The 26152-nt window shown below is 38.0% G+C and carries 20 protein-coding genes and 1 riboswitch; of the genes, 18 read left to right on the top strand and 2 right to left on the bottom strand.

The window, feature by feature from the left end:
* Positions 1-235 precede the first annotated feature (235 nt).
* The gene (locus PRVXH_RS11825; RefSeq protein ID WP_353892967.1) at positions 236-2425 is read left to right on the top strand and encodes a proton-conducting transporter membrane subunit; all 2190 of its coding nucleotides are present in this window, start codon (positions 236-238) and stop codon (positions 2423-2425) included.
* Positions 2426-2625: 200 nt separating this feature from the next.
* On the opposite strand, the gene tatC is transcribed toward PRVXH_RS11825, so the two are convergent.
* Positions 2626-3348 carry a twin-arginine translocase subunit TatC gene (gene tatC, locus PRVXH_RS11820; RefSeq protein WP_353892966.1) on the bottom strand — a complete coding sequence of 241 codons (723 nt, stop codon included), beginning with the start codon at positions 3346-3348 and terminating at the stop codon, positions 2626-2628.
* 72 nt (positions 3349-3420) lie between these two features.
* Positions 3421-3597: a twin-arginine translocase TatA/TatE family subunit gene (gene tatA, locus PRVXH_RS11815; protein ID WP_353892965.1), complete on the bottom strand. Its 177-nt coding sequence runs from the start codon at positions 3595-3597 to the stop codon at positions 3421-3423.
* Positions 3598-3948: 351 nt separating this feature from the next.
* On the opposite strand from tatA, the gene PRVXH_RS11810 reads away from it, so the two are divergent.
* The 17 genes from PRVXH_RS11810 (at position 3949) to purH (ending at position 26147) form a co-directional block, all read left to right on the top strand.
* Positions 3949-6210 carry a sigma 54-interacting transcriptional regulator gene (locus PRVXH_RS11810; RefSeq protein WP_353892964.1) on the top strand — a complete coding sequence of 754 codons (2262 nt, stop codon included), beginning with the start codon at positions 3949-3951 and terminating at the stop codon, positions 6208-6210.
* A 246-nt stretch (positions 6211-6456) separates the two neighbouring features.
* Positions 6457-7074, top strand: a complete 618-nt coding sequence (locus tag PRVXH_RS11805; protein WP_353894590.1) for a molecular chaperone TorD family protein — start codon at positions 6457-6459, stop codon at positions 7072-7074.
* Positions 7075-7076: 2 nt separating this feature from the next.
* Positions 7077-9323 carry a molybdopterin-dependent oxidoreductase gene (locus PRVXH_RS11800; protein WP_353892963.1) on the top strand — a complete coding sequence of 749 codons (2247 nt, stop codon included), beginning with the start codon at positions 7077-7079 and terminating at the stop codon, positions 9321-9323.
* 67 nt (positions 9324-9390) lie between these two features.
* The gene (locus PRVXH_RS11795) at positions 9391-10143 is read left to right on the top strand and encodes a 4Fe-4S dicluster domain-containing protein (RefSeq protein WP_353892962.1); all 753 of its coding nucleotides are present in this window, start codon (positions 9391-9393) and stop codon (positions 10141-10143) included.
* Positions 10144-10145: 2 nt separating this feature from the next.
* Entirely contained in the window at positions 10146-13169 is a 3024-nt protein-coding gene (locus tag PRVXH_RS11790; RefSeq protein ID WP_353892961.1) for an NADH-dependent [FeFe] hydrogenase, group A6, read from the top strand.
* A gap of 25 nt (positions 13170-13194) precedes the next feature.
* Positions 13195-14118 carry an RnfABCDGE type electron transport complex subunit D gene (locus PRVXH_RS11785; RefSeq protein ID WP_353892960.1) on the top strand — a complete coding sequence of 308 codons (924 nt, stop codon included), beginning with the start codon at positions 13195-13197 and terminating at the stop codon, positions 14116-14118.
* A 304-nt stretch (positions 14119-14422) separates the two neighbouring features.
* Positions 14423-14523, top strand: a riboswitch (purine riboswitch).
* Positions 14524-14638: 115 nt separating this feature from the next.
* The gene (locus tag PRVXH_RS11780; protein WP_353892959.1) at positions 14639-15937 is read left to right on the top strand and encodes an NCS2 family permease; all 1299 of its coding nucleotides are present in this window, start codon (positions 14639-14641) and stop codon (positions 15935-15937) included.
* Between the two features lie 96 nt (positions 15938-16033).
* The gene (gene purE / locus PRVXH_RS11775) at positions 16034-16537 is read left to right on the top strand and encodes a 5-(carboxyamino)imidazole ribonucleotide mutase (RefSeq protein WP_353892958.1); all 504 of its coding nucleotides are present in this window, start codon (positions 16034-16036) and stop codon (positions 16535-16537) included.
* Positions 16537-17829, top strand: coding sequence for an adenylosuccinate lyase (purB, locus tag PRVXH_RS11770; protein WP_353892957.1), 1293 nt, complete (start codon positions 16537-16539; stop codon positions 17827-17829). The genes purE and purB overlap by 1 nt, the downstream gene beginning before the upstream one ends.
* 23 nt (positions 17830-17852) lie before the next feature.
* Positions 17853-18569 (top strand): phosphoribosylaminoimidazolesuccinocarboxamide synthase, encoded by a 717-nt coding sequence (purC, locus tag PRVXH_RS11765; protein ID WP_353892956.1) that lies wholly within the window; start codon positions 17853-17855, stop codon positions 18567-18569.
* Complete coding sequence (purS, locus tag PRVXH_RS11760; RefSeq protein WP_353892955.1) at positions 18569-18817, top strand: phosphoribosylformylglycinamidine synthase subunit PurS; 249 nt, start codon at positions 18569-18571, stop codon at positions 18815-18817. The genes purC and purS overlap by 1 nt, the downstream gene beginning before the upstream one ends.
* A gap of 2 nt (positions 18818-18819) precedes the next feature.
* On the top strand, positions 18820-19503 hold the full coding sequence (gene purQ / locus PRVXH_RS11755; RefSeq protein ID WP_353892954.1) for a phosphoribosylformylglycinamidine synthase subunit PurQ: 684 nt from the start codon (positions 18820-18822) through the stop codon (positions 19501-19503).
* The gene (gene purL, locus PRVXH_RS11750; protein WP_353892953.1) at positions 19496-21682 is read left to right on the top strand and encodes a phosphoribosylformylglycinamidine synthase subunit PurL; all 2187 of its coding nucleotides are present in this window, start codon (positions 19496-19498) and stop codon (positions 21680-21682) included. The genes purQ and purL overlap by 8 nt, the downstream gene beginning before the upstream one ends.
* Positions 21672-23048, top strand: coding sequence for an amidophosphoribosyltransferase (gene purF, locus PRVXH_RS11745; protein ID WP_353892952.1), 1377 nt, complete (start codon positions 21672-21674; stop codon positions 23046-23048). The genes purL and purF overlap by 11 nt, the downstream gene beginning before the upstream one ends.
* Complete coding sequence (gene purM / locus PRVXH_RS11740) at positions 23045-24043, top strand: phosphoribosylformylglycinamidine cyclo-ligase (RefSeq protein WP_353892951.1); 999 nt, start codon at positions 23045-23047, stop codon at positions 24041-24043. Before purF ends, purM begins: the two co-directional genes overlap by 4 nt.
* The gene (gene purN, locus PRVXH_RS11735; protein ID WP_353892950.1) at positions 24040-24633 is read left to right on the top strand and encodes a phosphoribosylglycinamide formyltransferase; all 594 of its coding nucleotides are present in this window, start codon (positions 24040-24042) and stop codon (positions 24631-24633) included. Before purM ends, purN begins: the two co-directional genes overlap by 4 nt.
* Positions 24630-26147, top strand: coding sequence for a bifunctional phosphoribosylaminoimidazolecarboxamide formyltransferase/IMP cyclohydrolase (purH, locus tag PRVXH_RS11730; RefSeq protein ID WP_353892949.1), 1518 nt, complete (start codon positions 24630-24632; stop codon positions 26145-26147). The genes purN and purH overlap by 4 nt, the downstream gene beginning before the upstream one ends.
* Positions 26148-26152 lie beyond the last annotated feature (5 nt).

The raw sequence follows: 26152 nt of genomic DNA, 5'->3' as shown, positions 1-26152 counted from the left end.
CTTAATCAACTGACTGGAGCCAGTCAGTTGGTTATTGACTTTATGACCCAGCGTGCACGCTATTGACAGATTCAACCAGTTACAGCAAGAATGCAAAGCTAATCAGAAAAGGCGCCATCCAAAGTGTAGTAGTGGATGGCGCCTCGGCATAGGCAGGTACTAGTACTATAATAATCTGTCGATAATAAAGCCTTTTTAATATTAGAATAGTAAGGGGAAACTGGAGGAGATTATAATGGAAAGGATATTACACAAGGGGGAAAAAGCAGAGTCTGCTGACGCTAAAAATGAAGCATTGACAGTAATAAACAATGTGTCGGTGATAGCATTATCAGCCTTAGCTCTGGTAGTTATCTTGAGTATGGAATTTGGCTATTTCAGCGGATTTAAGGAAGTGCTAATAGATACTATATTTAATTTTAGATTTTATCCGTTGTTGATAATATTGTTTCCAATAATTTTTGGAGTATTGGCTGTCGGCATGTTTTCGAACCATGAGCAGTTAAGGGATATACTAGTTGTAGATATTACTTTTTTAACCTTTATAATGATATTGCTTCTTTATCCTGTTGTAAGAGAAGAAGCTATATTTTTGCGTATTTCAGAGCTTTTAGGTTATGGAATTAACATTAGGATTGATATGACCTCCCTAGTAATAGCGTTGTTATCCTCGTTTATTTGGTTAATGGTTACTATTTATGCACCGGATTATATGAACAAAGAGGCTCACAGAAATAGATTTTATCTTTTTTTGATGCTAACTTTTGGTTTTATTTTAGGGACGGTAATGTCTGGCTGTGTTTTTACAACCTTCTTGTTTTTTGAAGCGATGACCTTTAGTTCTTATATGTTGGTAGTGCACTGTGAAACAAAAGAGTGCATCGAGGCAGGTAATAGCTATATTTATATGGGAATAATGGGCGGGCTATGTATATTATTAGCAATGATATTGTTATTTATAAATGTCGGAACTTTAGAATACGCTAACCTAGCCATTGAAATGCAAAACTTAGGTGGTTTAGAATATTTTATTATGGGACTTTTTATTATTGGTTTTGGTGTTAAAGCAGGGCTTGCACCACTTCATATTTGGCTCCCCAAAGCACATCCAATAGCTCCGACACCTGCAAGTGCATTGCTTTCAGGGATAATGGTTAAAATAGGTGCCTACGGGATTATTAGAACTACGACCAGTTTTTTCTTTCCGGAAATGCACCAAGTCACTGAAGGGTTTTCAGATAGTATTTGGATTTCTGCTCAAACATTAGGTGCCATAATTATCTGGCTTGGCATAGCGACTATGGGGTTAGGTGTTTTTATGGCTCTTCAACAAGGAAACATAAAAAAGATGCTAGCCTTTCATAGCGTAAGTCAAATGGGTTATATTATTATGGGTATCGGAGTCGCGGTATATTTAGGATACAAAGGTGCTATGGGATATTCAGGTGCTATGTATCATATTATAAATCATGCGCTTTTTAAAAGCTTACTCTTTATGGTTACAGGAGCTGTTTATTTAAAGGTTGGTACTTTAGATATGTATAAAATGGGTGGCCTTTGGAGAAAAATGCCATTTACTTTCGCAGTTAGTACCGTTGCTGCTTTAGGAATAACTGGTATGCCTTTGTTTAACGGTTTTGCAAGTAAAACACTGTTACATCATGCTATAGAAGAAGCTTTTATATATGGACACCCTTCTTTTAAAATTGCAGAAGTTCTTTTTATAATTATAAGTGCCGGAACCGCTTGTTCATTTATTAAATGGACTTCATTCATATTTTTGGGTAAATCCCCAAAAGAACTCGAAAACGTTAAGGGGGAATTTCCCATGATGAATATAGCTATGGCTGGTCTGGCGCTAGTGATAGTTCTAATTGGAATTTTTCCTAACTTTTTATTAGATATATTTATTGTACCTGCCGCTAGTGCTGTAACCTATGACCCGGAATTTATAAACAACTATATAGTTGATATGAACATATTTGCAACATCTGATTTACTAGGAATGATTCCAGTATATGTTATGGGTGGTATTATCTTTTATCTAGGAATAAAATATCAATTGTTTCACCTACATTTCCCTAAATGGTTCAGTATTGAAGGGGTTTTAATTTTACCGTTTGTTAAGTTAAAAGAATTTGTAGTCTTATTATCTCATAAGGTTAGCACTTCGAAGCATGCCGACACATTTTATTCTGCGAATTCTGTGGTAGTTGAAGATAAAAGAGAAAGGCTACAACACCTTAATGCTTATAGTAAAGGAACAATAAATGGGGATATAGAGGAAGCAAGTTTGATAGAAAAGTTTGTTAAATGTGTCGATAAAGAAGTTAATAAATGCGAAATCTCCTTTATAAATAGTGATGTAATTATATATTCTATAATCTTGACATTTTTATTAGTGTTTTTCTTTATGGTAAAGTAGAAAAGTAAATATTAAATCCCAGTCCCACGTTTTATTTTTAAACGCGGGGCTGGGATTTTTTTGATCAGGGCTTAGCATTCTGTTTTAGAAATATTTTAAAAATGTAAAGACTAGCCCTTATATTAAGTAGATATGAAACTGCTCCACTTAATATAAGGGCTAGTATAATGGTAGAAATTAATTTAATGAATCGTCGTATTTTACTTCTTCTTTCGCTTTTTCTTTCTTCTTCTGTCAATAAGAGCAGATATTAGAATACTTATCTCATACAATACAATCATCGGGCCGGCCATCAAAAATTGAGAAATTATGTCAGGTGGTGTAATGAGCGCAGCTACAATGATGATTATAAGAAGGAAATACCTTCTAAATTTCCTTAATGATTTTGCAGTGACTAGACCTAGCTGACTTAGCAAAACAATTATTAACGGTAGTTGAAAAACTAGCGCAAAAGCCAATATTAGAGATTTGATAAAAGAGATATAATTAGCAATTGAAAACATTGCATCAATTTGCCCTGCAGATAACCTAACAAAAAAGTCTAAGGTTAACGGAATAATTATAAAATAAGCAAAAACTGCTCCCACAATAAAGAGCAAAATACCTACAAATAGTGCCAACAACAAGTATCTTTGTTCTTTCTTTTTCAATGCAGGACTTAAAAACAACCAAAGCTGGAAAAGGATAATGGGGGATGCAAAGAAAACACCTAATATAATGGATACCCTTATGTAGGTTAATAGAAGTTCTGGCGGGCTAACGTAAATAAATTCTATGTTATCCGCTGGTTTTAAAAGAATCCCTATAATTGGGTCAATGTGCATATAAGTTAAAGCGGCAGCTCCAATAGTAGATATGAATATAATGATTAACCTTTTGCGTAACTCTGCAAAGTGATCGATCAATGTTAGTTTAGTAGTCACAAACAAAGGCACCTCCTCTTAGCTTGCAGTTTAGAAGACACTACCTTTAAGTAGTGTCTTCTAGATCGCAGGCTATTTTTTGGAATCATCATCCGTAATATCGTCTGATATACTTTTTGCATGTCCTTTAAACTCACCAATAGCTTTACCTATGGACTTGCCAATTTCAGGCAGCTTAGTTGGGCCAAAAACTAAAAGCGCTACTGCTAAGATAATAATCAACTCTTGCATACCGAATCTACCAAACATTTAAAACACTCCTTTTTTATTATACTTGCTATGATTCTTTTATGATATACTGTTTAATATGCTGTTAAGTAAGAAGTAAATATCTTAGAGTTTATTAAAAATTATTTCAAGCTTATTAAATTTATTCTATCACAAAATCTTACACATATAAACCTCTAAAAAAATGTGTTTATAATATGTTTGTTGTTGAAGGTATAACTTAAGTCAGTAGTTAAAAAATCATTACAACCTTAAAAATTAGAGGGTAGCACCTTATGCGATGAAAATTAATATTGAAATTTACCACTATAAGTATTATATTAAAGAAAAGGCAGAAAAGCTTACGGCCGTATAGTTGGGGAGGTAATGTTTATGCTTTCTGTTGTAAAGTCCAAAGAAGAGCTTTGTAAAAAATGTTTCAACTGTCTCCGGGCTTGCCCTGTTAATGCAATAAAGGTTATAGATGGTGGGGCTGAAATAATAAAAGAAGATTGCGTTAAATGCGGTCTGTGTTATAAGGTTTGCTCGCAAGAAGCTAAACAGCTAAAAGAAGATATAAACGAAGTGGAAAGACTTTTAGATAGCAAGAAAAAAACAGTGGCGCTGTTGGATCCATCTTTTCCAGCAGCGTTTGATAGTGGAGCAGATAAAGTGATAGGCGCACTTAAAAAAGTTGGCTTTGATGAAGTTTGTGATATATCTGCTGGTGCTGAACTAATCATAAGTGAATTTAATAAAAACAACAAAGATATACTAAAGTCTGATGAGATACTTTTAAGCTCTGTCTGTCCTGTAATATGTAATTTAATTGAACATCATTATAACGATTTGTTATGCAATATCACAAGGTTCGTTTCCCCTATGATTGCCATGGCAAGGCTGGTTAGAAATTATTATAAAGATGAAGAATTAAATGTGGTCTTTATTGGGGCATGTATCGGCAAAAAAGATGAAATCGAACATGAGTGTTTAAAAAATAGCGTTGACGTCGCTATAACTTTTACGGAATTGAAAAAAATATTTGCTAATAAAAGCATTGATCTAAAAAACGAGGTTTCTTTACCTTTAGATCCTCCATATCCAGAGAATGGTCCGGTGTTGCCATTTGCGGGAGAGCTAAGCAAGCTAGCAAAAATGCAAGATAGTGATGCTTTGGATAACAGAATAATGACAGTAGAGGGAAAAGATGATGTATTAGAGGTTTTAGAAGCTATACGAAATCAAGAAATTCAAAAACCCGCCTTAATCGATATTTTGTTTTGTAAAGGATGTATAAGTGGGCCGGGGTTAGATAGAGATATAAGCTATTATGAAAGAAAAAGGCGGGTCATACAATCTCATAATGATAGAAGTTACTACAGTTCTTCCGATAGTGAATCCGAAAAAAGTACATCGGACTTCAAGGCTCAAAAAATTAATCTAAACCGCTGCTTTATGGGAAAATATAGTCAGGATAACTTACAACCTACTGAAGAAGAGTTAAGAGAAATTTTAAAGCGTACTGATAAATTTAGCGATGAAGATGAGTTAAACTGTGGAGTTTGCGGATATGATACCTGTAAGCAAAAAGCAGCTGCAGCATACAGTGGAATTTCTGAAGCTGAGATGTGTTGGCCTTATATGCAAAATAAAGTAAGCAGCGATATAAAAAAGCATAAATTAGAGTCGGGATACAATAACGCTCATGAAAAATTAAAAGAAATAGTAGGAGTTTCGCAAAAGGTCGAAAATACAAAATCCTTTGTCTATAAAGCTAGCCAAAGCGATTCAACGGTACTTCTTTTAGGAGAAAGTGGTACGGGTAAAGGTTTGTATGCCCAAATAATTCACGAAAGTAGCAAGCGTTGTGATAAACCTTTTGTTAAAGTAGATTGTAGCTCTATTGCCCCAACATTACTAGAATCAGAACTGTTTGGTTATGAGGAAGGGGCTTTTACAGGTGCTTTAAAGGGTGGAAAAACAGGCAAATTTGAACAGGCCCACGGTGGTACTATCTTTTTAGATGAAATAGGAGATATGCCACTTGAAATGCAGTCAAATTTATTGAGTGCGCTACAAGATAAAACTATCCAACGTCTAGGTGGGGCTAGCCCTGTTGACGTTGATGTAAGAGTTATAGCAGCAACAAATAAAAATTTGAGCAACCAAATCAAAAAAGGGAAGTTTCGCGAGGATTTATTTTATCGTTTAAATGTACTTAATATAACTTTGCCCCCTTTAAGAGAGCGAAAAGATGATACAGTAGTGTTAGTGGAAGAACTAAAAAAGAAATTATGTGTTGAAAAAAATCTTCCTAAAAAGCAATTTCATCCTAAAGTTTTAGAAGCTTTTTATAACTACGATTGGCCTGGCAATATAAGGGAGATGGAAAACATGATTGAAAGGTTGCTTAACTTGGTCGAAGATAGAATAGTTTATCTCCACCACCTCCCTGACTATCTAGTAAAGAATAATATCGTGGAACACCATGTAACTTCTAAGAGAGGTTTAGACGATATTATGGACTCGGTGGAAAAAGAAACTTTAGAACTTGTTTTAGAAAAAACTAATAACAACCGTACAAAAGCTGCCGAACTTCTTGGGATACACAGAACTAGTTTATACAAGAAGTTGAGAAAACATAAATTGCTGTAGACAAAGCGCTACAGTTGTAGAAGAATGTATACACAACTGACATTCGTTGTTGTAGAAGGGATATGACTGAATATATATTAAAATGAAAAAGTTTGTAGACGAAAATCTACACTTATAAAGAAGAAGTTATATTAAAAACCTTGCTTACACCTGCCTCTTTCAGTTTAAGAGGAGTTGGCAAGGTTTTTGCTATATATTTAGGTTGCTAGTGGATTTATCACAAACTTAAAGGAGGTGCTATCTTTGATGACGGCCGAGGACAATCTAAGGGGATTAAATTATACAATGCTATCTAGTCTGCTTTACAAACAAATTGAACTAGAAACTTTGCAAACTGCAATAGAAATAACTGAAGCTTCCTCGTCATATTTTGATATGGAGACTAAAGTGACAGATGAACTATTAAATGCTATGGAAACTGCATTAAAAGGTCAACAAATTTCTCAGTTGCAAGCAGAATTTACCAGTACATTTTTGTTGCCCACTGGGGTAAGGCCATACGAATCTGTTTATAGGGGAGAGAAGTTTCAGTTAAAGCAGGAGCCTTGGCTTAAAGTAAAAAAGTTTTATTTAGATTGTGGGTTTAAACTTGATCCAAGTAGTCGTTTATTAGAGGACCATGTTTCTGCAGAGTTAATTTTTATGTCGCATTTGATAGAACAAAAAGAGCATGATTTGCAGTGTGAGTTTTATCGCGACCATATCAATCAGTGGGTCCCACAGTTACTAGTGGACGCTAAAGACAAAACTACCTCCTGTTTTTACACAAAACTAATTGACTATGCTGTAGCCTTTCTTGAGGTTGAGCGAAGAAAGTTTAAGCTTCAAGAATGTAACTTGAATATTAAGGAAGGAGTGAATTAGAAGTGAGCGACCGTGAAAAATTTAAGATAAATCGAAGGGATTTTTTAAAGACATCAATAGGGGCAGGGTTAGCAGCTGGAGTTGGCTTAAGTGTGCCTAAATTTGTAAAGGCAAAAGAACAAGACAGGCTGCCATTAAATGAAGAAGAGGCCAAGGTTGTGCCGAGTTTTTGTGGTGTTTGTAGTGGAAACTGCGCTATCAAAGCTTACGTTAAAAATGGAAGGGTAGTACATTTAAAAGGAAATCCAGATGACTTAGCCGCTCAAGGACGTTTATGTGTCAAAGCTTATAACTCCATAGAGACTTTATATGATCCCGATAGGCTAAAACAACCTCTAAAAAGAACTAACCCAGAAAAAGGGATAGGTGTCGACCCAAAATTTGTAGAGATATCCTGGGAAGAGGCTATCGAAACTATCGCCAACAAATTCAATGAAATTAAAGAGGAATACGGAGGACATGCTATTAGCTTTATGCATAGAAGTAATCCCTTCTCCCAAAGGTTAGGTAGAGCTATAGGAACACCTAACTTTATAGCTCACCAAAGCACATGCTTTACCACCCAGGAGGCTGCTTGGCACGCTATGGTAACTGGAAGTGGTAAGCCTTGGACATATGATCTAAAAAATTCTAAGTATATTTTGTGTTTTGGTACTGACCTTTTAGGAAAAGCGAAAAACATGCATATGCAACATGTAACGGACGCTATGCGAAAGGGAGCTAAGTTAGTTGTTTTAGATCCTTATAAATCTATAACAGCGGGTAAAGCTCATGAGTGGATTCCTATCAAACCAGGAACTGACTTAGCTTTTACCTTGGCTATGATTCATGTGATTATTAAAGAAGAGTTGTATGACAAAGAGTTTGTGGAAAAATACACCAAAGGATTTGAAGAAGTAAAAGAGTTTTCTAAACAATACACGCCACAGTGGGCGGAAGGCAAGACAGAAGTTCCTGCTGATGTAATTGTAAGGATAGCAAGAGAATTTGCACAAACACCACCTGCTCACATACCAAGTCATAAACGTGACGCTGCAGGGCCGAACTATGTAAATAGTACTAAGCTTGCCCAAACGCAGGTAATACTAAATGCACTTGTTGGAACTATAGATCGGCCGGGAGGAAGCTTGCTTCCAAGAAATCCAAGCATGCCTGGTTTTGATGCCATATTCCCGCCACCTGAATTTCCAGATATGGTTACAAAGAGAATAGATGGTTGGGAAGAGGAGCCTTTAATGCATACCTACTATAGGGGGAACATGGCTACAGTAGCTGATGGCATCTTAAACGAAGATCCTTACCCTGTAAAAGCAGCCTTAGTAAGAGGTTATAATACATTGACATTCCCAAATGCTAAGCGAATGACCAAAGCTTTTGCAGAAATGGACTTTTTAGTAACCTTAGAAATACTTCCTTCAGAGCTAGCGCAATTGTCAGATATAGTTCTTCCGGAACCCCATTGGTTAGAAGGGTCTGGTTTTGCTGACAGGGCGTATAACTCCATGTATCCACAGCTTGCCTTAAAACTTCCAGTTCATGATTCACTCTATAACACCAAAGGTTGGGGAACTATAACTATGGAGATTGCGGAAAAAATGGGTCTAGGAAAATATTTTGAAGGTGTTTCTGGTGGTAAGTTTAACGACGAACGCCTTAAAGCCCTAGGCACTAGCTGGGAAGAGTTTTCAAAAAGCCCTAACGGTCTTTGGGGAGATGAAAAAGCCCTAGAGCCAAGAGAAACGTTTAACACCCCTAGTGGTAAAATTGAGTTATACGCAACTCTCTTTGAGGAGAAGGGATTTGACCCACTTCCTACTTGGCGGCCGAAACTTGAGGAAAAATCGGACAAGTACCCTTTCTATCTAGTTATTAACAGACCTAATGTTCATAAGATGCATAGGACACAAAATAACCCTATTGCTGATGAAATCTCTCCTGAGAATTATGCTGTGATGAACGCTCAGGTAGCGCAGAAGATGGGCATAAAAGATGGAGAGGAAGTAATTGTCGAATCTAAAATCAGTGAGATTAAGTTAAAGGCAAAACTGATTGAAGGCATTAGACCAGACACTATAATGATTGAACACGGTTTTGGTCGTTGGGCCAAAGGGTTAAAAGTTGCACATGGAAAAGGGGCCAATGACGGCGACCTAATTCCAGACTTTAGTGTAGAAGAGTTTAGAAAGCTAAATGACCCTGGAGCCGGTGCCTGCATGTCTGAAGTTTGTTTAAACGTTAGAAAGGCATAGAGACTTATGTAGTAAACTTTTTGATGATATTACAAGGAAAGATTAGCGAAAGGGGGAGGAAAAACCCATGATAGAAGGAAACAAGGCGATGTTAGTAGATGAATCAGTATGTGCCGGATGTCATGCCTGTACCGTTGCTTGCAAACAGTTATATGAGTTACCAAGTGGTGTTCATAGGACAAAAATTAATAAGGTGTCTTCAGGGACTTATCCTGCAGTTACGGAAGTAACTGACAAGAGGGCTTGTTTTCACTGCACCGATGCAGCTTGTGTTAAAGCTTGTCCTACAGGGGCTTGCCAAAAAGATGAAGACGGTTTAACGATAATTAACTCAAGCCTTTGTATTACATGTAATTGGTGCGTTAATAACTGTCCCTTCGATGCAGTTGAACCGGATCGAACAAATGGCACTATTGAGAAATGCACATTATGCTCAGGCAGAATAAAACAAAATAAGGAGCCATTTTGCTCAGATGTTTGTACAACTAGAGCTGTTAAGTTTGGTGACAGAGGTGAACTGCTAAAAATAGGTCAAAAAAGAGTTGCCCAATTAAAAGAACAAGGTTACGCTAACGCATATCTTTATGGTGAACATGAGTTAAATGGTTTGAAGGTTTTAACAGTGCTAAAAGACGACCCTGTAAAGTATAATCTACCTCGCGATCCACAAATTCCATTTGGGCTAAAGGTGTGGAAACATATACCGTTTAAGACATTATTACTAGCGGTAGGAGGAGGTTTGTTGGCCTTTAACGCATTCCACACCCGCAAGGTGAAAAATTTACAGGCAAAATATAAGAAAGATAAGGGAGGGGTATAAAGTTGCTAACTATAACTATAGACGGCAAACAGGTTAGTACTCCTAAAGGAACTACCATACTGGAAGCTGCACAAAAAGCTGGCATAGATATACCAACCTTATGTCATCATAAAGACATTTTTCCTCCAGAAGTTCACAAAAATGGTGCCTGCCGTATTTGTATGGTAGAAGATGTGGCTAACGATAAAATGGTACCAAGCTGTGTACATCCTGTTTCCGATAAAATGGTGATAAACTCATCTAGTAGAAAGATTAAACAAGCTAGAAAGGTTATCTTAGAGTCAATTTTGGAAAACCACCTAGTTGATTGTGATAATTGTCTGCGAGAGAAAAAGTGTGAGCTTATGACTTTGGCAGAGAAATTTGAGTTAAATGACTTAGATACTACCAGCGTGAAGCGTCAGGAAGATACCATAGATATTAGTGGAGAAGGGATAAAAAGGGATCCTCAAAAGTGTATTTTATGTGGACGCTGTGTAAGAGTTTGCAGCGAAACTCAAAGCACAGATATACTGAGTTATCAGTATGAGGGTTATCCTGACCAGGTGATTCCGCCTTTTTCCGATGAAGTATCACCTCAATATCATAGGCAGCTTAAAGACACTGCTTGTGTTGAGTGTGGTCAATGTATTACAGTTTGTCCTGTAGGAGCTTTGACAGAAAAAAGTCATGAGGAAAGAGTATTAGAGGCCATACAAGACCCTAATATGCATGTAATTGCTCAGACAGCACCAGCTATAAGGGTTTCTATAGGCGAAGAATTTGGTATTACTCCCGGCGGGGTTAGTACCGGACAGATGGTAGCTAGCTTAAAGGAGCTAGGGTTTGATAAAGTGTTTGATACAAACTTTACAGCGGACTTAACAATTATGGAAGAAGGACATGAATTTATTGATAGAGTGAACAAAGGTGAAAATCTACCGATGTTTACCTCTTGTAGTCCTGGTTGGATAAAGTTTGTGGAGCATAATTACCCTAAATATTTAAATCACCTATCGACCTGTAAGTCTCCGCAGCAAATGTTTGGGGCGTTGGCAAAAACCTTTTATGCTGAAAAAATGGGCATAGACCCTAAAAATATTTTTTCCGTTTCAGTTATGCCTTGCACCGCTAAAAAGTATGAAGCAAACCGACCGGAGATGGGAAGAGCGGATACTCAAGATGTTGACGCTGTGCTTACTACAAGAGAGTTTGCCCGAATGGTAAAAAAAGCTAAAATTGATTTTGAAAACTTAGATCCTCAGGAGCATGACAACCCACTTGGCATTTCCACAGGTGCAGGAGCTATTTTTGGAGCTACAGGAGGTGTTATGGAAGCTGCTCTGCGTACAGCAGTTGAAGTAATCACCGGTGAGGAACTAGGAAGGTTAGAATTTGAGCAGGTTAGAGGTTATGACGGCATTAAAGAAGCTACTTTACCTGTCGGAGAGTTAGATGTTAAAGTGGCTGTAGTGCATGGTTTAACTAATGCAAGGAAATTATTTGAAATGATTAAAAACGGTGACGCTTTTTATCACTTTGTTGAAGTGATGACCTGCCCTGGAGGTTGCATCGGGGGTGGAGGCCAACCACTTCCTGCAACAAAAGAGAAGCGTCATGCAAGGATAAATGCTATATATGAAGTGGATAAAAACTTGCCTATTAGGAAGTCTCATGAAAACCCCGCAGTAAAGCAACTGTATAAAGAGTTTTTAGGAGATCCCTTAGGTCATAAATCTCATGAACTTTTACACACAGAGTACACTCAGCGCCAACAAGTTAGCACTAAACATAAAGAGATTAAAGAAGCGGGACTTTCCGATGTGTTAATTTACCCACTAACCCAAGAAGATGGTAAGCAAGCAAAAGTTTTAGTTAAGCCAGGCGATGAGGTTATGTTGGGACAAAAAATAGCTGATGCAAATGGCTTTTATGGACGCCCTATCTACTCAGGAGTAGCGGGTAAAGTGAGCAAAGTAAACGATGAAGGTGCCGACATAGTGATCACCCCCAAAGAACCTTTTGATTCCTCAACAGCAGAAGTGTCTGCGGCAACTGAAGGAGCTGAGCACTTAGAAGAAATTCCTAACGCTGTTATAAAGCAAAAGATGGTGGATATGGGATTAGCAAAAGACTTTGGAATTAGCAATAAAAAGTCTAACATCCCATTATTTGAAAAAGGGATTGATTGGGACAGTAGACATAAAGATAAACTTGTGGTGAACGTAGTAGGAAATAATAGCTTTATCACTAAAGATCATCGGTTAATTTTAGAACACATGAATGAGTTCCTAAAAGGTATAAAAACCTTGCTTAAAGTTTGTAGTTTAAATGAGTGCGTAATTGCTCTAAATATAGCCGATACAACTGTTACTAACTTGCTAGCACAAAAACTTAAAGATGACGAGCAGATAGATGTTGTTACGGTAACTGACAGATACCCTACAAATAAGGAAGATATGCTGGTAGAAAGAATCTTCGGCACAGGCAAATCTTCTCAAGAATGTATAATTACTGATGTTTCGAAGGTGTTAAGTCTTTACCGTTGTATTTTTGTAGGTGCTCCTACTTTAGATACTGTTATTACAGTTGACGGAGTCCATGTGGCTCATCCCGCTAACTATAGGGTAAAACTAGGAGTTACTATAAAATCATTGCTAATAGATGCCGGGGTGGATATCAACCAAATTGACGGAAACTCCTCAAGTATTTATATTAGTGATGCTAATGGGCAGTTACAAGAGGTGTCCTTAGAAGATCCTATCACAAGGGACGTTCACGGTATTTTAAACTTGGCAGATTTGTCAAAAACCAAGTTAAACAACTATGAAGATTGTGTTCACTGTGGGAGATGCGTAGAAGGGTGTCCTATGGAACTTAACCCTAATCATCTAAGCTTATTTGCTGAAACAATGCAGTTAAATAAAAGTAGGTTGTTTAACGTGGATAGCTGTATAGGTTGCAGCATATGTGCTTATGTATGTCCATCAAATAGACCGATTTCTAGTATGATAAAGCAAACAAAAGAAGCATTAAAATCAAATTAGATTTTAATGGAAAGGAGGAAGAATTATGAGTATTTTCTCTCCCCGGAAAAGGCTAAAAGCAAACATTACTATAAAAGATAGTATGCTAGATGTAATTATAGCTTTGCTTCCGGTTAGCTTAGTATCTCTATACTTTTATGGGATTAACTTTCTGATAGTTATGGGGGTTTCTGTAGCAGCGGCTGTAATTACAGAAAGTGTGATAAGAAAAATACTAGGTAAGGAAAATAAAATATCTGATTTAAGTGCAGTTGTAACTGGCATGTTGATTGCCTTAGTGCTACCTTCTTCGGTTACTGCATGGCGCGCTATTATAGCTGCAGTAATTGGTGTTGGGCTAGCAAAAGAGCTGATGGGGGGCCTAGGCTGGAACCGGTTTAACCCTGCATTATTTGGATATGTAGCCACTATAGGGTTTGGTTGGATATTTAGAGTAAATGAGCCTCATATATTTGGAGAGGTAGATGTAGCTACCCAGGCAACTCCATTAACCATGCTGCATCAGGGGGTTGAAATGCCAAGCTACGGAAGCCTATTGGCTGCCTTCCCTGGAGGGTCATTTGGTGAGGTCTCAGCTTTAGCTTTGATACTTGGAGGAATATACTTGTTGTATCAAAGACAGATTGAGTGGCGACTACCTGTATCCATTATAGCCACAGTATTTTTCCTATCGATGTTTTTAAATCAAGATCCTTTTTATAGTGTTTTAACAGGTGGAGTGCTACTAGGTGCAATTTTCATGGCCACTGACTGGGTTACTTGTCCAGATAACCTTCGTGGTAAAATTGTGTATGGAATAAGCATTGGAGTGCTAATCTGTATCTTTAGATTTTTCCTTCCATCAACAGGTGGAGTTGCATTTTCAATCTTAATCATGAATGCTCTAGTTCCTGTTATAGAGAGTTTAACCGTTAAAAGACGTCCGATTGCAAACTCTCAAAAAATGTAAGCACAACAACTGATAAATAGAAAGGATAAGGCTATTTTCGCCTTACCCTTTCTATTTTTTTGCCTATTACAGCGACACGTCTTCAAAGGATTAATAAAAGAAAATATGAAGTAAAGGTGGTATCTATATTATTAATTTTTCCTGTGGACATACAGAGAAAAAAATGTTTTAATAAACACATACATTTAAAGTATATTTTACACACATAAACAGCAAAACACGAACATTAAATTTAAAAAAGGAAAAAATGTTCTTGAAAACGTTGACGAAATCTGTCATGTGTCTTAAAATATAGTTAGAAACATCAAAAAAGCATATACGCACTCGTATAAATGTGGTGATATGGTCCACAAGTCTCTACCGGAAGCCGTAAACTTTCCGACTACGGGATAGCGCAAAATTACGTTTTAACAAATGGTGTTTGTTATTTGTTTAAGTAATGTTGTGCTCCAATCCCGGTCATTTACGACAGGGATTTTTTTGTTTTCTTATTACTTATTTATAAATAGGAGGGTTTAACATGTTGGAGAGGATTTTTAAATTAAAGGAAAGAAAAACTAACGTAAGTACAGAAATAATCGCAGGTCTAACAACTTTTATGACTATGGCCTATATTTTGTTTGTCAACCCAGATATTTTATCAGATGCTGGTATGCCTAAAGAGGCCGTGTTAACAGCTACAGCTTTGGCAGCTGCCCTAACTACAATTTTGATGGGCTTTTTCACTAATTATCCGTTTGCCTTAGCTAGTGGTATGGGGCTTAATGCCTTCTTTGCTTACACCATTGCAGGACAATCTAGCTGGGAAGTAGCGCTAGGTGCTGTGTTTATCTCAGGTGTTGCTTTTGCAGTTTTAGCTATAACTGGAATAATAACTAAAATCGATCATGCCGTACCTACTTCTCTTAAAAGAGCTGTTTCAGCTGGTATAGGTTTGTTTATTGCATTTATCGGTCTTAAAAATGCTGAAATCATTGTTTCTTATGAGCCAACTTTATTAGCTTTAGGTGATATAACAGAACCTGCTACACTATTAGCCTTAATTGGTATTATTATAACTGGTGCTTTAATGGCTTTAAAAGTAAAAGGTGCGCTATTAATCGGAATCGTAGTCACTACTTTAATTGGATTCCCGATGGGCGTTTCTGGTAGCGTAGAAAATGGTATTACCGCTATGCCTACCCTAGAAGGGATTGTTTTTCAGCTAGATATAAGAGGAGCTATTACTGGGCTTGGTTTTATGACAATCTTTGCACTTATCTTTGTGGATCTATTTGATACCATGGGCACACTAATGGGTACCGGTGCAAGAGCTGGCTATCTTGATAAAAATGGCAACCTTCCTAAGGTAAAAAATGCAATGTTAGTGGACTCTGTAGGAACAATCTTTGGTTCTATGGTAGGAACTAGTACTGTAACAACCTATGTTGAAAGTACTGCCGGAGTTACTGAAGGTGGCAGAACTGGTCTAACAGCTGTGGTAGCAGGACTTTTATTTTTAGTAGCTATATTCTTTTCACCTTTAGCTTTAGTGGTTCCTGGTGCAGCAACAGCCCCTGCTCTTGTAATTGTTGGGGTGCTTATGATGGGTGCAGTTAAAGATATAGATTTTGAAGATTTTACGGAGGCGTTTCCGGCATTTTTAACTATAATTTTTATGCCTTTCGCTTTTAGTATCGCACATGGTATTTCTGTTGGATTTATTGCTTACCCGCTAGTTAAAGTTTTTTCCGGAAAATATAAAGAAGTACACTGGTTTATTTATGTGCTAGCCCTAGCTTCTATATTACATCTAATGATTGAAGCTGGAGTATTTTAGAAGGATTTAGTACAATGTAAATACCCGAGTTTAACTTTAGCTCGGGTATTAACTTTATCTAGAATATTTAAAATAATAAAACTTAGGAGGTAGTTAATGATGTCTAAAGTATTAATTGTAATGGGAAGTGACAGTGACTGGGGTAAGATGAAAGATTGTGTGGTTACATTAAAGGATCTGGGAATAACTCCAGAGGTTAAAATTTGTTCTGCTCATAGGACTCCTGAGCAGGCAGCTAAGCTTTCCAAAAATGCTAAAGATAATGGGTTTTCAGCTATAATCGCAGCAGCTGGATTAGCAGCACATCTACCAGGAGTAATGGCAGCTTTTACAACCTTACCGGTAATAGGTGTTCCAATCTCTGCAGGGTCATTGGCAGGACAAGACGCTCTTTATTCTATAGCTCAAATGCCACCAGGGGTTCCTGTTGCAACAGTGGCAATAGACGGAAGCAAAAACGCTGCTATCCTTGCCGGACAAATAATCGCAGGGTTTGACAACAAAGTAGCTGTGAAATTAACCCTCCTTAAAGAAGAAATGCAGGATAAAGTTAAAATAAAACAAGAAAAACTAGACAAGATTTTAGAGGAGGAACTTTAATGATTGAAAGGTATTCAAGAGAAAAGATGGCTAAAATCTGGAGCTTAGAAAATAAGTTTCAGAAGTGGTTGGATGTGGAAATAGCCGCTTGCAAAGCTTGGACTAAACTAGGTGTTATCCCAAAAGAAGATGTAGAAAAAATCGAAAAAAATGCTAGCTTTTCTGTTGATAGGATTTTAGAGATTGAAAAGGATACTCGCCATGACGTAATAGCTTTTACCAGATGTGTTGCAGAAAGCTTAGGTGAGGAATCTAAATACGTCCATTATGGTTTAACTTCGTCAGATGTCGTTGATACAGCGATGGCGATGCTTATGGTTGAAGCTGGCGATATGATTGTAGCAGAGCTTAGAAAACTGATGGAAGCTTTAAAAGAGAAAGCAAATGAATTCAAATATACTGTGATGATGGGTAGGACCCACGGTGTTCATGCTGAGCCTACAACTTTAGGACTTAAATTTGCCCTTTGGTATTCAGAAATGGAGCGCAACCTAGAAAGACTTGATCATGCACTGGAAAACATGAGATACGGAAAGCTCTCCGGAGCAGTAGGGACTTACGGTAACATAGCTCCAGAAGTTGAACAGCTAGTTTGTAAAGAACTTGGCTTAAATCCTTCTCCTATTTCCACTCAAGTTCTTCAAAGAGATAGACACGCCCAGTACTTAACTACCTTAGCTATAGTTGCTGGTAGCATAGAAAAGATTGCCTTGGAAATAAGAAGCTTACAAAAAACAGAAACCAGGGAGGTTGAAGAACCTTTCTATGCAGGACAAAAGGGTTCATCAGCAATGCCACATAAAAGAAATCCTGTTAACTGCGAGCAACTTTGTGGTTTAGCAAGAGTAGTAAGAAGCAACTCTATAGCTGCTATGGAAAACCAAGCGCTATGGCATGAAAGAGATATTTCTCACTCTTCCGTTGAAAGGGTAATTGTCCCAGATAGCACTATTTTAGTGGATTATATGTTAGCTAAGCTAACTAGAATAATTTCAGATTTACATGTGTATCCAGAAAACATGGCTGAGAATATAGCTAAAAGCTACAACTTGACCTTCTCAGGTCGCGTACTATTATCTTTAGTTCAAAAAGGCTTAAAAAGAGAAGAAGCTTACGACTTAGTTCAAAAATATGCAATGCAGGCTTGGGAACAAAAAACTGACTTTAAAGAACTGCTTATGGCTGATCAAAGCTTATCAGAAAAGATAAGCAAGGAAGACTTAGAAGGAATTTTTGATCTAAGTTTTTGCGCAAAAGAAGTAGACAATATATTTACCAAGTTAAATATATAAAAAATTTTAGGGAGGTTTTTTAAGTGAAAAAATTAGAAGAGTTATACAGAGGGAAAGCTAAAAAGGTTTATTATACAGATGACAAGGATATTTTGTGGCTAGAATATACCGATGCACTTACAGCTGGTGATGGAGACAAGGTAGGCAGCGAACAGGACAAAGGAAAATTAAACAACAAAATTTCAGCATTGTTATTTGACTACCTTAAAGAGCAGAACGTAGACAATCACTTTGTTAAGCAAATTTCTGATAACGAAATGCTAGTTAAAAAGGTGGAAATTTTACCGGTAGAAGTGGTTATTAGAAACTATGCTGCTGGTAGCATTTGCAGGCGTTTAGGTCTTGAGCAGAAGATGGAAATGCCTTTTCCTTTAGTGGAGTTTTTCTATAAAAATGACGACTTAAAAGACCCCCTTATAAATAAAGAGCATATTAAGCTAATGAACCTAGCAACTGAGCAGCAAGTAGAAAAAATGGAAGAAATATCACTAAAGGTTAATGAGATATTAAAGCAGCTTTTCGATGATATAAACGTGGTGCTTGTTGATTATAAATTGGAGTTTGGTGTGACAAACGATGGGAAGTTAATTTTATCTGATGAGATTTCCCCTGATACCTGTCGTCTTTGGGATAAAGAAACCTTGGAGAGTTTAGATAAAGATATTTTTAGACAAGACAAAGGCTCTGTAATGGATAAATACACCGAAATATACGACAGAATCAAAGGGAGGCTTAACTAATGTATAACGGCAAAGTAACTGTTCAGTATAGAAATGGTATTTTAGACCCTCAAGCTCAGGCAATACACAGAGCTGTAAAAAGTCTTGGTTACGACAGCGTACAAGAGGTTGAGCAAAGAAAAGAGTTTTTTCTAAAGTTAGATTGTGCAAGTAAAGATCAAGCAAATAAAGAGTTAGATGAAATTTGCCAAAAGCTGTTGGCTAATCCAGCTATAGAGGACTACGAATATACTGTGGAGGAGGAGTAGCCATGAATTTTGGTGTGGTGGTTTTTCCTGGTTCAAATTGCGACAAAGATGCACAGTATGCTGTGGAAAGCTTAGGACATAGCTGTCAGCTTATATGGCATAAAGATACTGATTTGCCAAAGGATGTAGACTGTATAATACTTCCTGGAGGTTTTTCGTACGGTGATTATCTACGAAGCGGTGCCATCGCAAGATTTTCCCCCATTATGGAAGCTGTTAAAAAGTTTGCAGAAGATGATGGTATTGTAGTAGGTATTTGCAACGGTTTTCAAATCTTAGTAGAAAGCGGCTTGCTTCCTGGAGCTTTAATGAAAAATAAAAGCACCAAGTTTATTTGCAAAGAGCAATCCCTTAAGGTAGTCAACAATAAAACAGTATTTACAAACCAGTACCAGCAAGATGAAAGCATTAGCCTACCTATAGCCCATGGAGATGGAAACTATTATGTGCCTGAGTCGAAGTATGAAGAAATCAAAAAAAACAACCAAATCTTATTTACCTATAACGACAACCCCAATGGTTCGTCATACGGTATTGCAGGGGTAAAAAACGAAAAAGGAAATGTCATGGGTATGATGCCACACCCAGAGCGTGCAGTAGATAGCATCCTAGGCGGAGAAGATGGGGTTAAAATTTTCCAATCTATAATCAGTCACCATCAGGGGAGGGGGCAGCAAAATGGATAATGTATGGCAAAGCGTAGGACTTACAGAGCATGAATACAACACAATTTGCGAGCACTTAGGGCGTAAACCAAACGACTTAGAGTTAAATATGTACGGTGTGCTGTGGAGCGAGCACTGTTCATATAAACATTCAAAACCCCTATTAAAGCACTTTCCCACAGAAGGGGATAAAGTAGTTCAAGGACCTGGTGAAAATGCAGGTATTATAGATATCGGAGATAACAAAGGCCTTGCTTTCAAAATTGAAAGTCATAACCATCCTTCAGCAGTTGAACCATTCCAAGGAGCAGCAACAGGAGTTGGAGGTATTGTTAGAGATATATTCTCTATGGGTGCAAGACCTGTAGCTATTTTAAACTCTCTCCGTTTTGGAGATATCAAAAGTCCTAGAACTCAGTATCTTCTAGATGGAGTGGTAAGCGGAATTTCTCACTATGGAAACTGTCTTGGCATAGCTAACGTTGGTGGTGAAGTTTACTTTGATGAAAGCTATCAGCAAAATCCCTTGGTTAATGCTATGTGTCTTGGTCTTGTCGATTTAGACAAAATTAAAAAAGGAACTGCAAAAGGACCTAAAAATCTTGTCATGCTAGTAGGTGCAAGCACCGGTAGAGATGGTATAGCAGGGGCCTCCTTTGCATCTGCAGATCTAGAAGAGGACACTGAAAGTAGTCGTCCACAAGTTCAGGTGGGAGATCCATTTATGGAAAAGCTTTTGCTAGAAGCTTGTCTTGAGCTTATAGATAATGAAAATATAGTAGGTGTACAGGACTTAGGTGCTGCTGGACTAACTTCTGCCTGCTGTGAAATGGCAGAAAGAAGCGGTACAGGAATGAAGATTAACCTAGATAATGTTCATTTAAGAGAGCAGCACATGAACGCCACAGAAATAATGCTTTCTGAATCTCAAGAACGTATGCTTTATGTAGTTAAGCCCGAAGGGGCTGAAGAAGTAAAAAGAGCTTTTGAGAAGTGGGACCTATCCGCCAGCATAATTGGTGAGGTAACGGAGGACGGAATTATTTCTATGTATCACAAAGGTAGGCTTGAAGGAAAAATTCCAGCAAAGTCCATAACAGAGGGCGTTCCTGTAAGAAAGCCGGAAGCTAAAAAACCTAAATATATCGAAGAGATGCCTAAAACCCCAGCTAGTTTAGGTGAGCTTAATCATAATAGTATGTGGACAGAGATGATATCACATCCTAACGTAGCTTCGAAAAAATGGGTATATCAACAGTATGATCAGCATGTAGGTACCAACACGGTATTATCTCCTGGGCAAAACGCCGGAGTATTTCGTATAAAAGAAACAAACAAAGGCATTGGAGTAACTACCGATTGTAATCCTCAATATCCGTACCTATCTCCATATAATGGTGGCATGAATGTAGTGTTAGAGGCCTATCGTAACCTAACAGCTACAGGTATAACACCAGCAGCTGTAACTGATTGTCTTAACTTTCCAAATCCCGAAGACAGTGAAAACTATTGGGTTTACTCCAACGTGGTTAAGGGAATGGCAGAAGCTACTAAGGTGCTAGACACACCTGTGGTAGGCGGTAATGTAAGTCTGTATAACGAAGGACCAACTCATAAAATTCTGCCGACACCAGTTGTAGGAATGGTTGGAATCACTGAAGACGTAGAAAAAACTGTAACTTCAGCCTTTAAAGGTGATAATCATCTTATTTATTTAATTGGAGATATCAATTACAACTTAAGCGGTAGCTTAGCCCAAAACATTACAAATGATAAGGTGGAGGGAGAAGTTGATAAGCCTAATTTAGAGCAGGAAAAACAGATTTCTAAAAAGCTAATTTCTGCTATAAACAAACCACTTGTTAAATCTGCTGTAGACATCTCACAAGGTGGCCTGGCAGTAGCAGTAATGAAAAGCAGTGTAAAAGGACAAATTGGAGCTGAGCTTAATCTAAAAGCTGATGATTTAAATGGAACGCTTTATGGTGAGCACGGAGGTTATTTAGTAACTGTTTCTCCTAAAGACAAAGAGCAGTTTGAAAAACATATGGAACCTGTAGCTGTGAGAAAGATAGGCAAAACAGTAGGTGACAAAGTTATGGTAAATAACTATGATAGCCAGATAGTTTCTTTAGAAATAGCTCAGCTTGCGAAACTTTACAATAACTATCTGCAGGGAGTGATGGACAGTGAAGGATAATTTAGACAGAATGCCGGAGGAGTGTGGAGTTTTCGGCATATTTGGCGCAAAAGATGTAGCATCCTCTCTTTATTATGGACTTATTTCCTTGCAGCATAGAGGGCAAGAAAGTGCGGGAATCGTGGTAAGTGACGGTAAAAACATTAAAAGTCACAAAGGAATAGGTTTAGTTGATGAAGTTTTTAAAGATTTTAAAAGTAATGAATATAAGGGCCACTTAGGTATAGGGCATGTGCGATACTCAACGTCAGGGGGAGGCAGTATAGAAAACTGCCAACCCCTACTATTTAAATGTAAACTTGGTCAGGCAGCTTTAGCCCATAATGGCAACCTAGTAAATGCAAGCACGCTACGTCATCAGTTAGAGCAGCAAGGGTCTATATTTCATAGCACAAACGATAGCGAAGTGATCGCACACCTGCTTTCACGGGCAAGTAGTGATGACCTAGAAGGCGCAATTACTTCCGCCTTAGGTCAAGTAAGGGGAGCTTATTCACTTTTACTGATGACAGAGGATAAGCTAATCGCCATCCGTGATCCTTTGGGAATTAGGCCCCTTGTGTTAGGTAAACGAGGTAATGAATATATAGTAGCTTCTGAAAGCTGTGCATTAGATATAGTTGGGGCTAAGATGGTGCGAGAAATCGAGCCAGGCGAAATGCTAACTATCTCATCTGAGGGTCTGCAGTGGGATAACATCTTATATAGCAAAAAAAGGGCTTTTTGTTCTTTTGAATATATCTACTTCTCTCGCCCTGACAGTGATTTTATGGGCAAAAACGTTCACGCTGTACGCAAAAACCTAGGCAAGGTCTTGGCAAAGTACCATCCGGCAGAAGGGGATATTGTCACAGGTGTGCCGGATTCTTCATTATCTGCTGCAGCCGGCCTAGCGGAAGGGTTAGGTATCCCTTATGAATCAGCTCTTATCCGCAACAGATATGTCGGCAGGACATTTATAAAACCTAGTCAAGAAGGTAGAATAGCCGGCGTTAACCTAAAGTTAAATGTTATAAATAGCGTAATAAAAGGAAAAAGAGTTATCATGGTAGATGATTCTATAGTAAGGGGTACCACCAGCCGCAAAATTGTAGAAATGCTAAAGCAAGGTGGTGCCAAAGAGGTGCATGTCCGGATATCAGCTCCGCCAGTAACTCATCCTTGTCATTTAGGCATCGACACCTCCTCTCAAGGAGAGCTACTAGCTGCAAATAACAGCTTAAAAGAAATGACTAAAGCGATAAAAGCAGACAGCTTAGCCTTTTTGACACCAAAGCAGCTACTAGAGGGAATAGGAGTAGATGATGGTCTTTGTGACGCATGCTTTACCGGCAACTATCCAGTGAAAATGGGGTGCTGCAAATGAAATTTAATTACAAATCATCAGGAGTAGATATAGAAAAAGCAGATAAGATGGTGGACACTTACTCAGACCTAGCAAAATCTACAACTACAGAAGGCGTGGTAGGTGGTTTAGGCGGATTTGGGGGGATGTTTCAGCTAGACACCTCAAAGTACAAACAGCCTATCTTAGTATCTGGAACCGATGGTGTTGGTACCAAGCTAGAACTTGCCATTAAGTACAATGCCCACTCGGTGGTCGGTCAAGATGTAGTTGCCATGTGTGTAAACGATATAATTACCTGTGGGGCCAAACCCCTGTTTTTCTTAGATTATTTAGCTGTAGGCAAGCTAGAACCTGGTACAGTTAAACAACTTTTAGAGGGTATTACATCTGCCTGTAAAAAGAGCGAGATGGCCCTTGTAGGTGGGGAAACAGCAGAAATGCCAGGATTTTATGCACCATCAAAATATGATGTGGCTGGCTTTTCAGTGGGTGTTGTTGAAAAAGACAATATTATAGATGGCTCAAAGTGTAAAGCAGGGGATGTAGTTATCGGCATAGCTTCAAACGGTATCCACTCCAATGGCTTTTCTCTAGTGAGAAAGTTAATAGAGCATTATCCTGAGCTTGAAGAAGACATAGATGATATATTAACTCCTACAGAAATTTATGTTCCCGTTGCACAAAAGCTTATAGACGAGTTAGAGGTTAAGGCCATGGCGCATATAACCGGAGGTGGAATTTTTAATAACATTCCTAGAGTGCTGCCAGAAGGTTTAAGTTGTGAAATTTATACAGAAAAAATTGATACTCCTAAAATATTTAAAAAGATGCAAAGTTTAGGTAAAATAGATGATCAAGAAATGTACACCACATTTAACATGGGTGTAGGTTATGTTGTAGTTGTTCCACAAGATGAAGCGGACAAAGCCTTAGAGTTAATCGATGCTGCAGGACATAGTGCTAGCTGTGTAGGAAAACTTATAGACGGTAGCAAGAAAGTGATTTTGAAATGAAGAAACTAGTGGTAATGGCGTCGGGAAAAGGTAGTAATTTTGCCACGATACTAGACCATGTAAAAAAAGATGAAATAAACGGAAGAATATCCGCGCTGATTGTGGATAAAACGTGCGGGGCAGAAGAGATAGCCAAAAAGCACAATATCCCAGTTTTTAAACTTAAAACTAGGGACTTTACCGAAGAACTTATAAAAATTTTAGCAAAGGTCAGCCCTAACTACATTTTATTGGCTGGCTTTATGCGTATCTTAAAAAAAGAAGTGGTGGATAGATACCCTAACCAAATTATAAACGTACACCCTTCCTTGCTACCAGCTTTTCCTGGTTTAAATGCTGTACAGCAGGCATTAAACTACGGTGTTAAGGTTACAGGTTGTACAATGCACTTTGTAGATGACAAACTTGACCACGGTCCAATAATAGCTCAGGAGTCTGTAAGCGTAAGTGAAAATGATTGTGCAGAAAGCTTACTTGCTAAAATTCAAACCAAAGAACATAAGCTTTACCCACAAGTTGTAAAACTTCTTTGTGACGATAAAATAACCATAAAAAATCGAACGGTATACGTAGAGGAGGAGAAAAAGTGAAGATAAAAAGAGCGCTAATCTCACTGTGGGATAAAGAAGGAGCAGAAAAGCTAGCTAAAAGCTTACAACAGATGGGAGTAGAGATAGTTTCTACCGGAAATACCGCTAAATTTTTAGAGGAAAATGGCGTGGAGGTAACCCCTGTGGAAAAGGTGACGGGATCTCCTGAAATACTAGACGGCAGGGTAAAAACGTTGCACCCTAAGATTCATGGGGGCATTTTGGCAAAGGAAAGTACTGCTCATCAAGCTGAGCTTGATAAGCTGGATATAAAGAGAATTGATTTGGTGGCAGTTAATTTATACCCCTTTACAGAGGTAATTAAATCGAAAGATACCGACTTAGACACAGCCTTAGAAAACATTGATATAGGCGGACCAACAATGGTAAGAGCTGCTGCTAAAAATTACAAAAAGTGTGTGGTGTTAGTAGATACACAAGACTACAACCTCGTTTTAGATGAGCTTAAAAATGAGGACGACGTGTCAACAGAGCTGAGAAAGAAGCTTGCAGTAAAAGCTTTTAGTCATACCGCCAAGTATGATGGTGCTATAACTGAATACCTATCTCAAGGAGAATATCTAAGCATCTTAGCAAAGAAAAAAGATGCCTTAAGATATGGCGAAAACCCTCACCAACAGGCAGATGTATTCTCTAACCCCAACGACAAGTCGGTATCCCTTATAAATGCAAATAAACTTAACGGAAAAGAACTTTCATACAACAACTATAACGATGCAGACGCTGCGCTAAATGCAGTGGTGGAGTTTGGGACTGAAAAACCAGCTGTGGTAGCTGTAAAGCACGCAACTCCATGTGGTATTGGTCAAGCTGAAAACCTAAAGGACGCTTTTATAAAGGCACGAAAATGTGATGAAAAGTCGATCTTTGGTGGGATTGTAGCGGTAAATACAAAAGTAGATGAGGATACAGCTAAAGAAATGAATCAAATCTTTTTAGAAATAGTGATTGCTCCAAGTTTTACCAAAGAAGCCTTGGAAGTTCTAAAAAAGAAAAAGAACCTAAGGTTACTAGAAGTTGATATGAGTAAAGAAGAGGCAAGTTGGGAATTTAAGTCCATAAACGGTGGACTGCTAAGACAAAGTAAAAATCAAAGCAAATTTTTAACTGAGGATATCAAGGTAGCCTGTGGTGATCTACCGAAAGATAAAATGGAAGAAATCCTATTTGCTTACAAATCAGTAAAACATGTAAAATCAAATGCAATAGCAGTAATAAAAGGGACAGCCACCGTCGGATTAGGATGCGGGGCCACAAAGAGAATCGATGCCGCCTACAAAGCTTTAGAGCAAGCCAAAGAAAATGGTGGTGGAGAGATTTTAGCTTCAGACGCTTTCTTCCCTTTTGAAGATGTAGTAAACGCAGCAGCAAATTACAATATTAAATACATTCTACAACCAGGCGGCTCTAAAAATGATCACCTGTCGATAGAAGCCTGCAAAAAACATGGAATAACAATGATACTAACAAAAATGAGACATTTTAAACACTAAGAGGT

It is taken from the genome of Proteinivorax hydrogeniformans, from assembly GCF_040515995.1.
In the GTDB taxonomy this organism is placed as follows: domain Bacteria; phylum Bacillota; class Proteinivoracia; order Proteinivoracales; family Proteinivoracaceae; genus Proteinivorax; species Proteinivorax hydrogeniformans.
Note: the sequence above shows the minus strand (reverse complement) of the source record. Positions and strands in the feature narration are given on the sequence as shown.

Bases quoted from the DNA above. Each gene is read 5' to 3' on its own strand.
- PRVXH_RS11825 (WP_353892967.1), top strand. From the start codon at position 236: ATGGAAAGGATATTACACAAGGGGGAAAAAGCAGAGTCTGCTGACGCT.
- tatA (WP_353892965.1), bottom strand. From the start codon at position 3,597: ATGTTTGGTAGATTCGGTATGCAAGAGTTGATTATTATCTTAGCAGTA.
- PRVXH_RS11810 (WP_353892964.1), top strand. From the start codon at position 3,949: ATGCTTTCTGTTGTAAAGTCCAAAGAAGAGCTTTGTAAAAAATGTTTC.
- PRVXH_RS11805 (WP_353894590.1), top strand. From the start codon at position 6,457: ATGACGGCCGAGGACAATCTAAGGGGATTAAATTATACAATGCTATCT.
- PRVXH_RS11795 (WP_353892962.1), top strand. From the start codon at position 9,391: ATGATAGAAGGAAACAAGGCGATGTTAGTAGATGAATCAGTATGTGCC.
- PRVXH_RS11785 (WP_353892960.1), top strand. From the start codon at position 13,195: ATGAGTATTTTCTCTCCCCGGAAAAGGCTAAAAGCAAACATTACTATA.
- PRVXH_RS11780 (WP_353892959.1), top strand. From the start codon at position 14,639: ATGTTGGAGAGGATTTTTAAATTAAAGGAAAGAAAAACTAACGTAAGT.
- purE (WP_353892958.1), top strand. From the start codon at position 16,034: ATGATGTCTAAAGTATTAATTGTAATGGGAAGTGACAGTGACTGGGGT.
- purB (WP_353892957.1), top strand. From the start codon at position 16,537: ATGATTGAAAGGTATTCAAGAGAAAAGATGGCTAAAATCTGGAGCTTA.
- purS (WP_353892955.1), top strand. From the start codon at position 18,569: ATGTATAACGGCAAAGTAACTGTTCAGTATAGAAATGGTATTTTAGAC.
- purQ (WP_353892954.1), top strand. From the start codon at position 18,820: ATGAATTTTGGTGTGGTGGTTTTTCCTGGTTCAAATTGCGACAAAGAT.
- purL (WP_353892953.1), top strand. From the start codon at position 19,496: ATGGATAATGTATGGCAAAGCGTAGGACTTACAGAGCATGAATACAAC.
- purM (WP_353892951.1), top strand. From the start codon at position 23,045: ATGAAATTTAATTACAAATCATCAGGAGTAGATATAGAAAAAGCAGAT.
- purN (WP_353892950.1), top strand. From the start codon at position 24,040: ATGAAGAAACTAGTGGTAATGGCGTCGGGAAAAGGTAGTAATTTTGCC.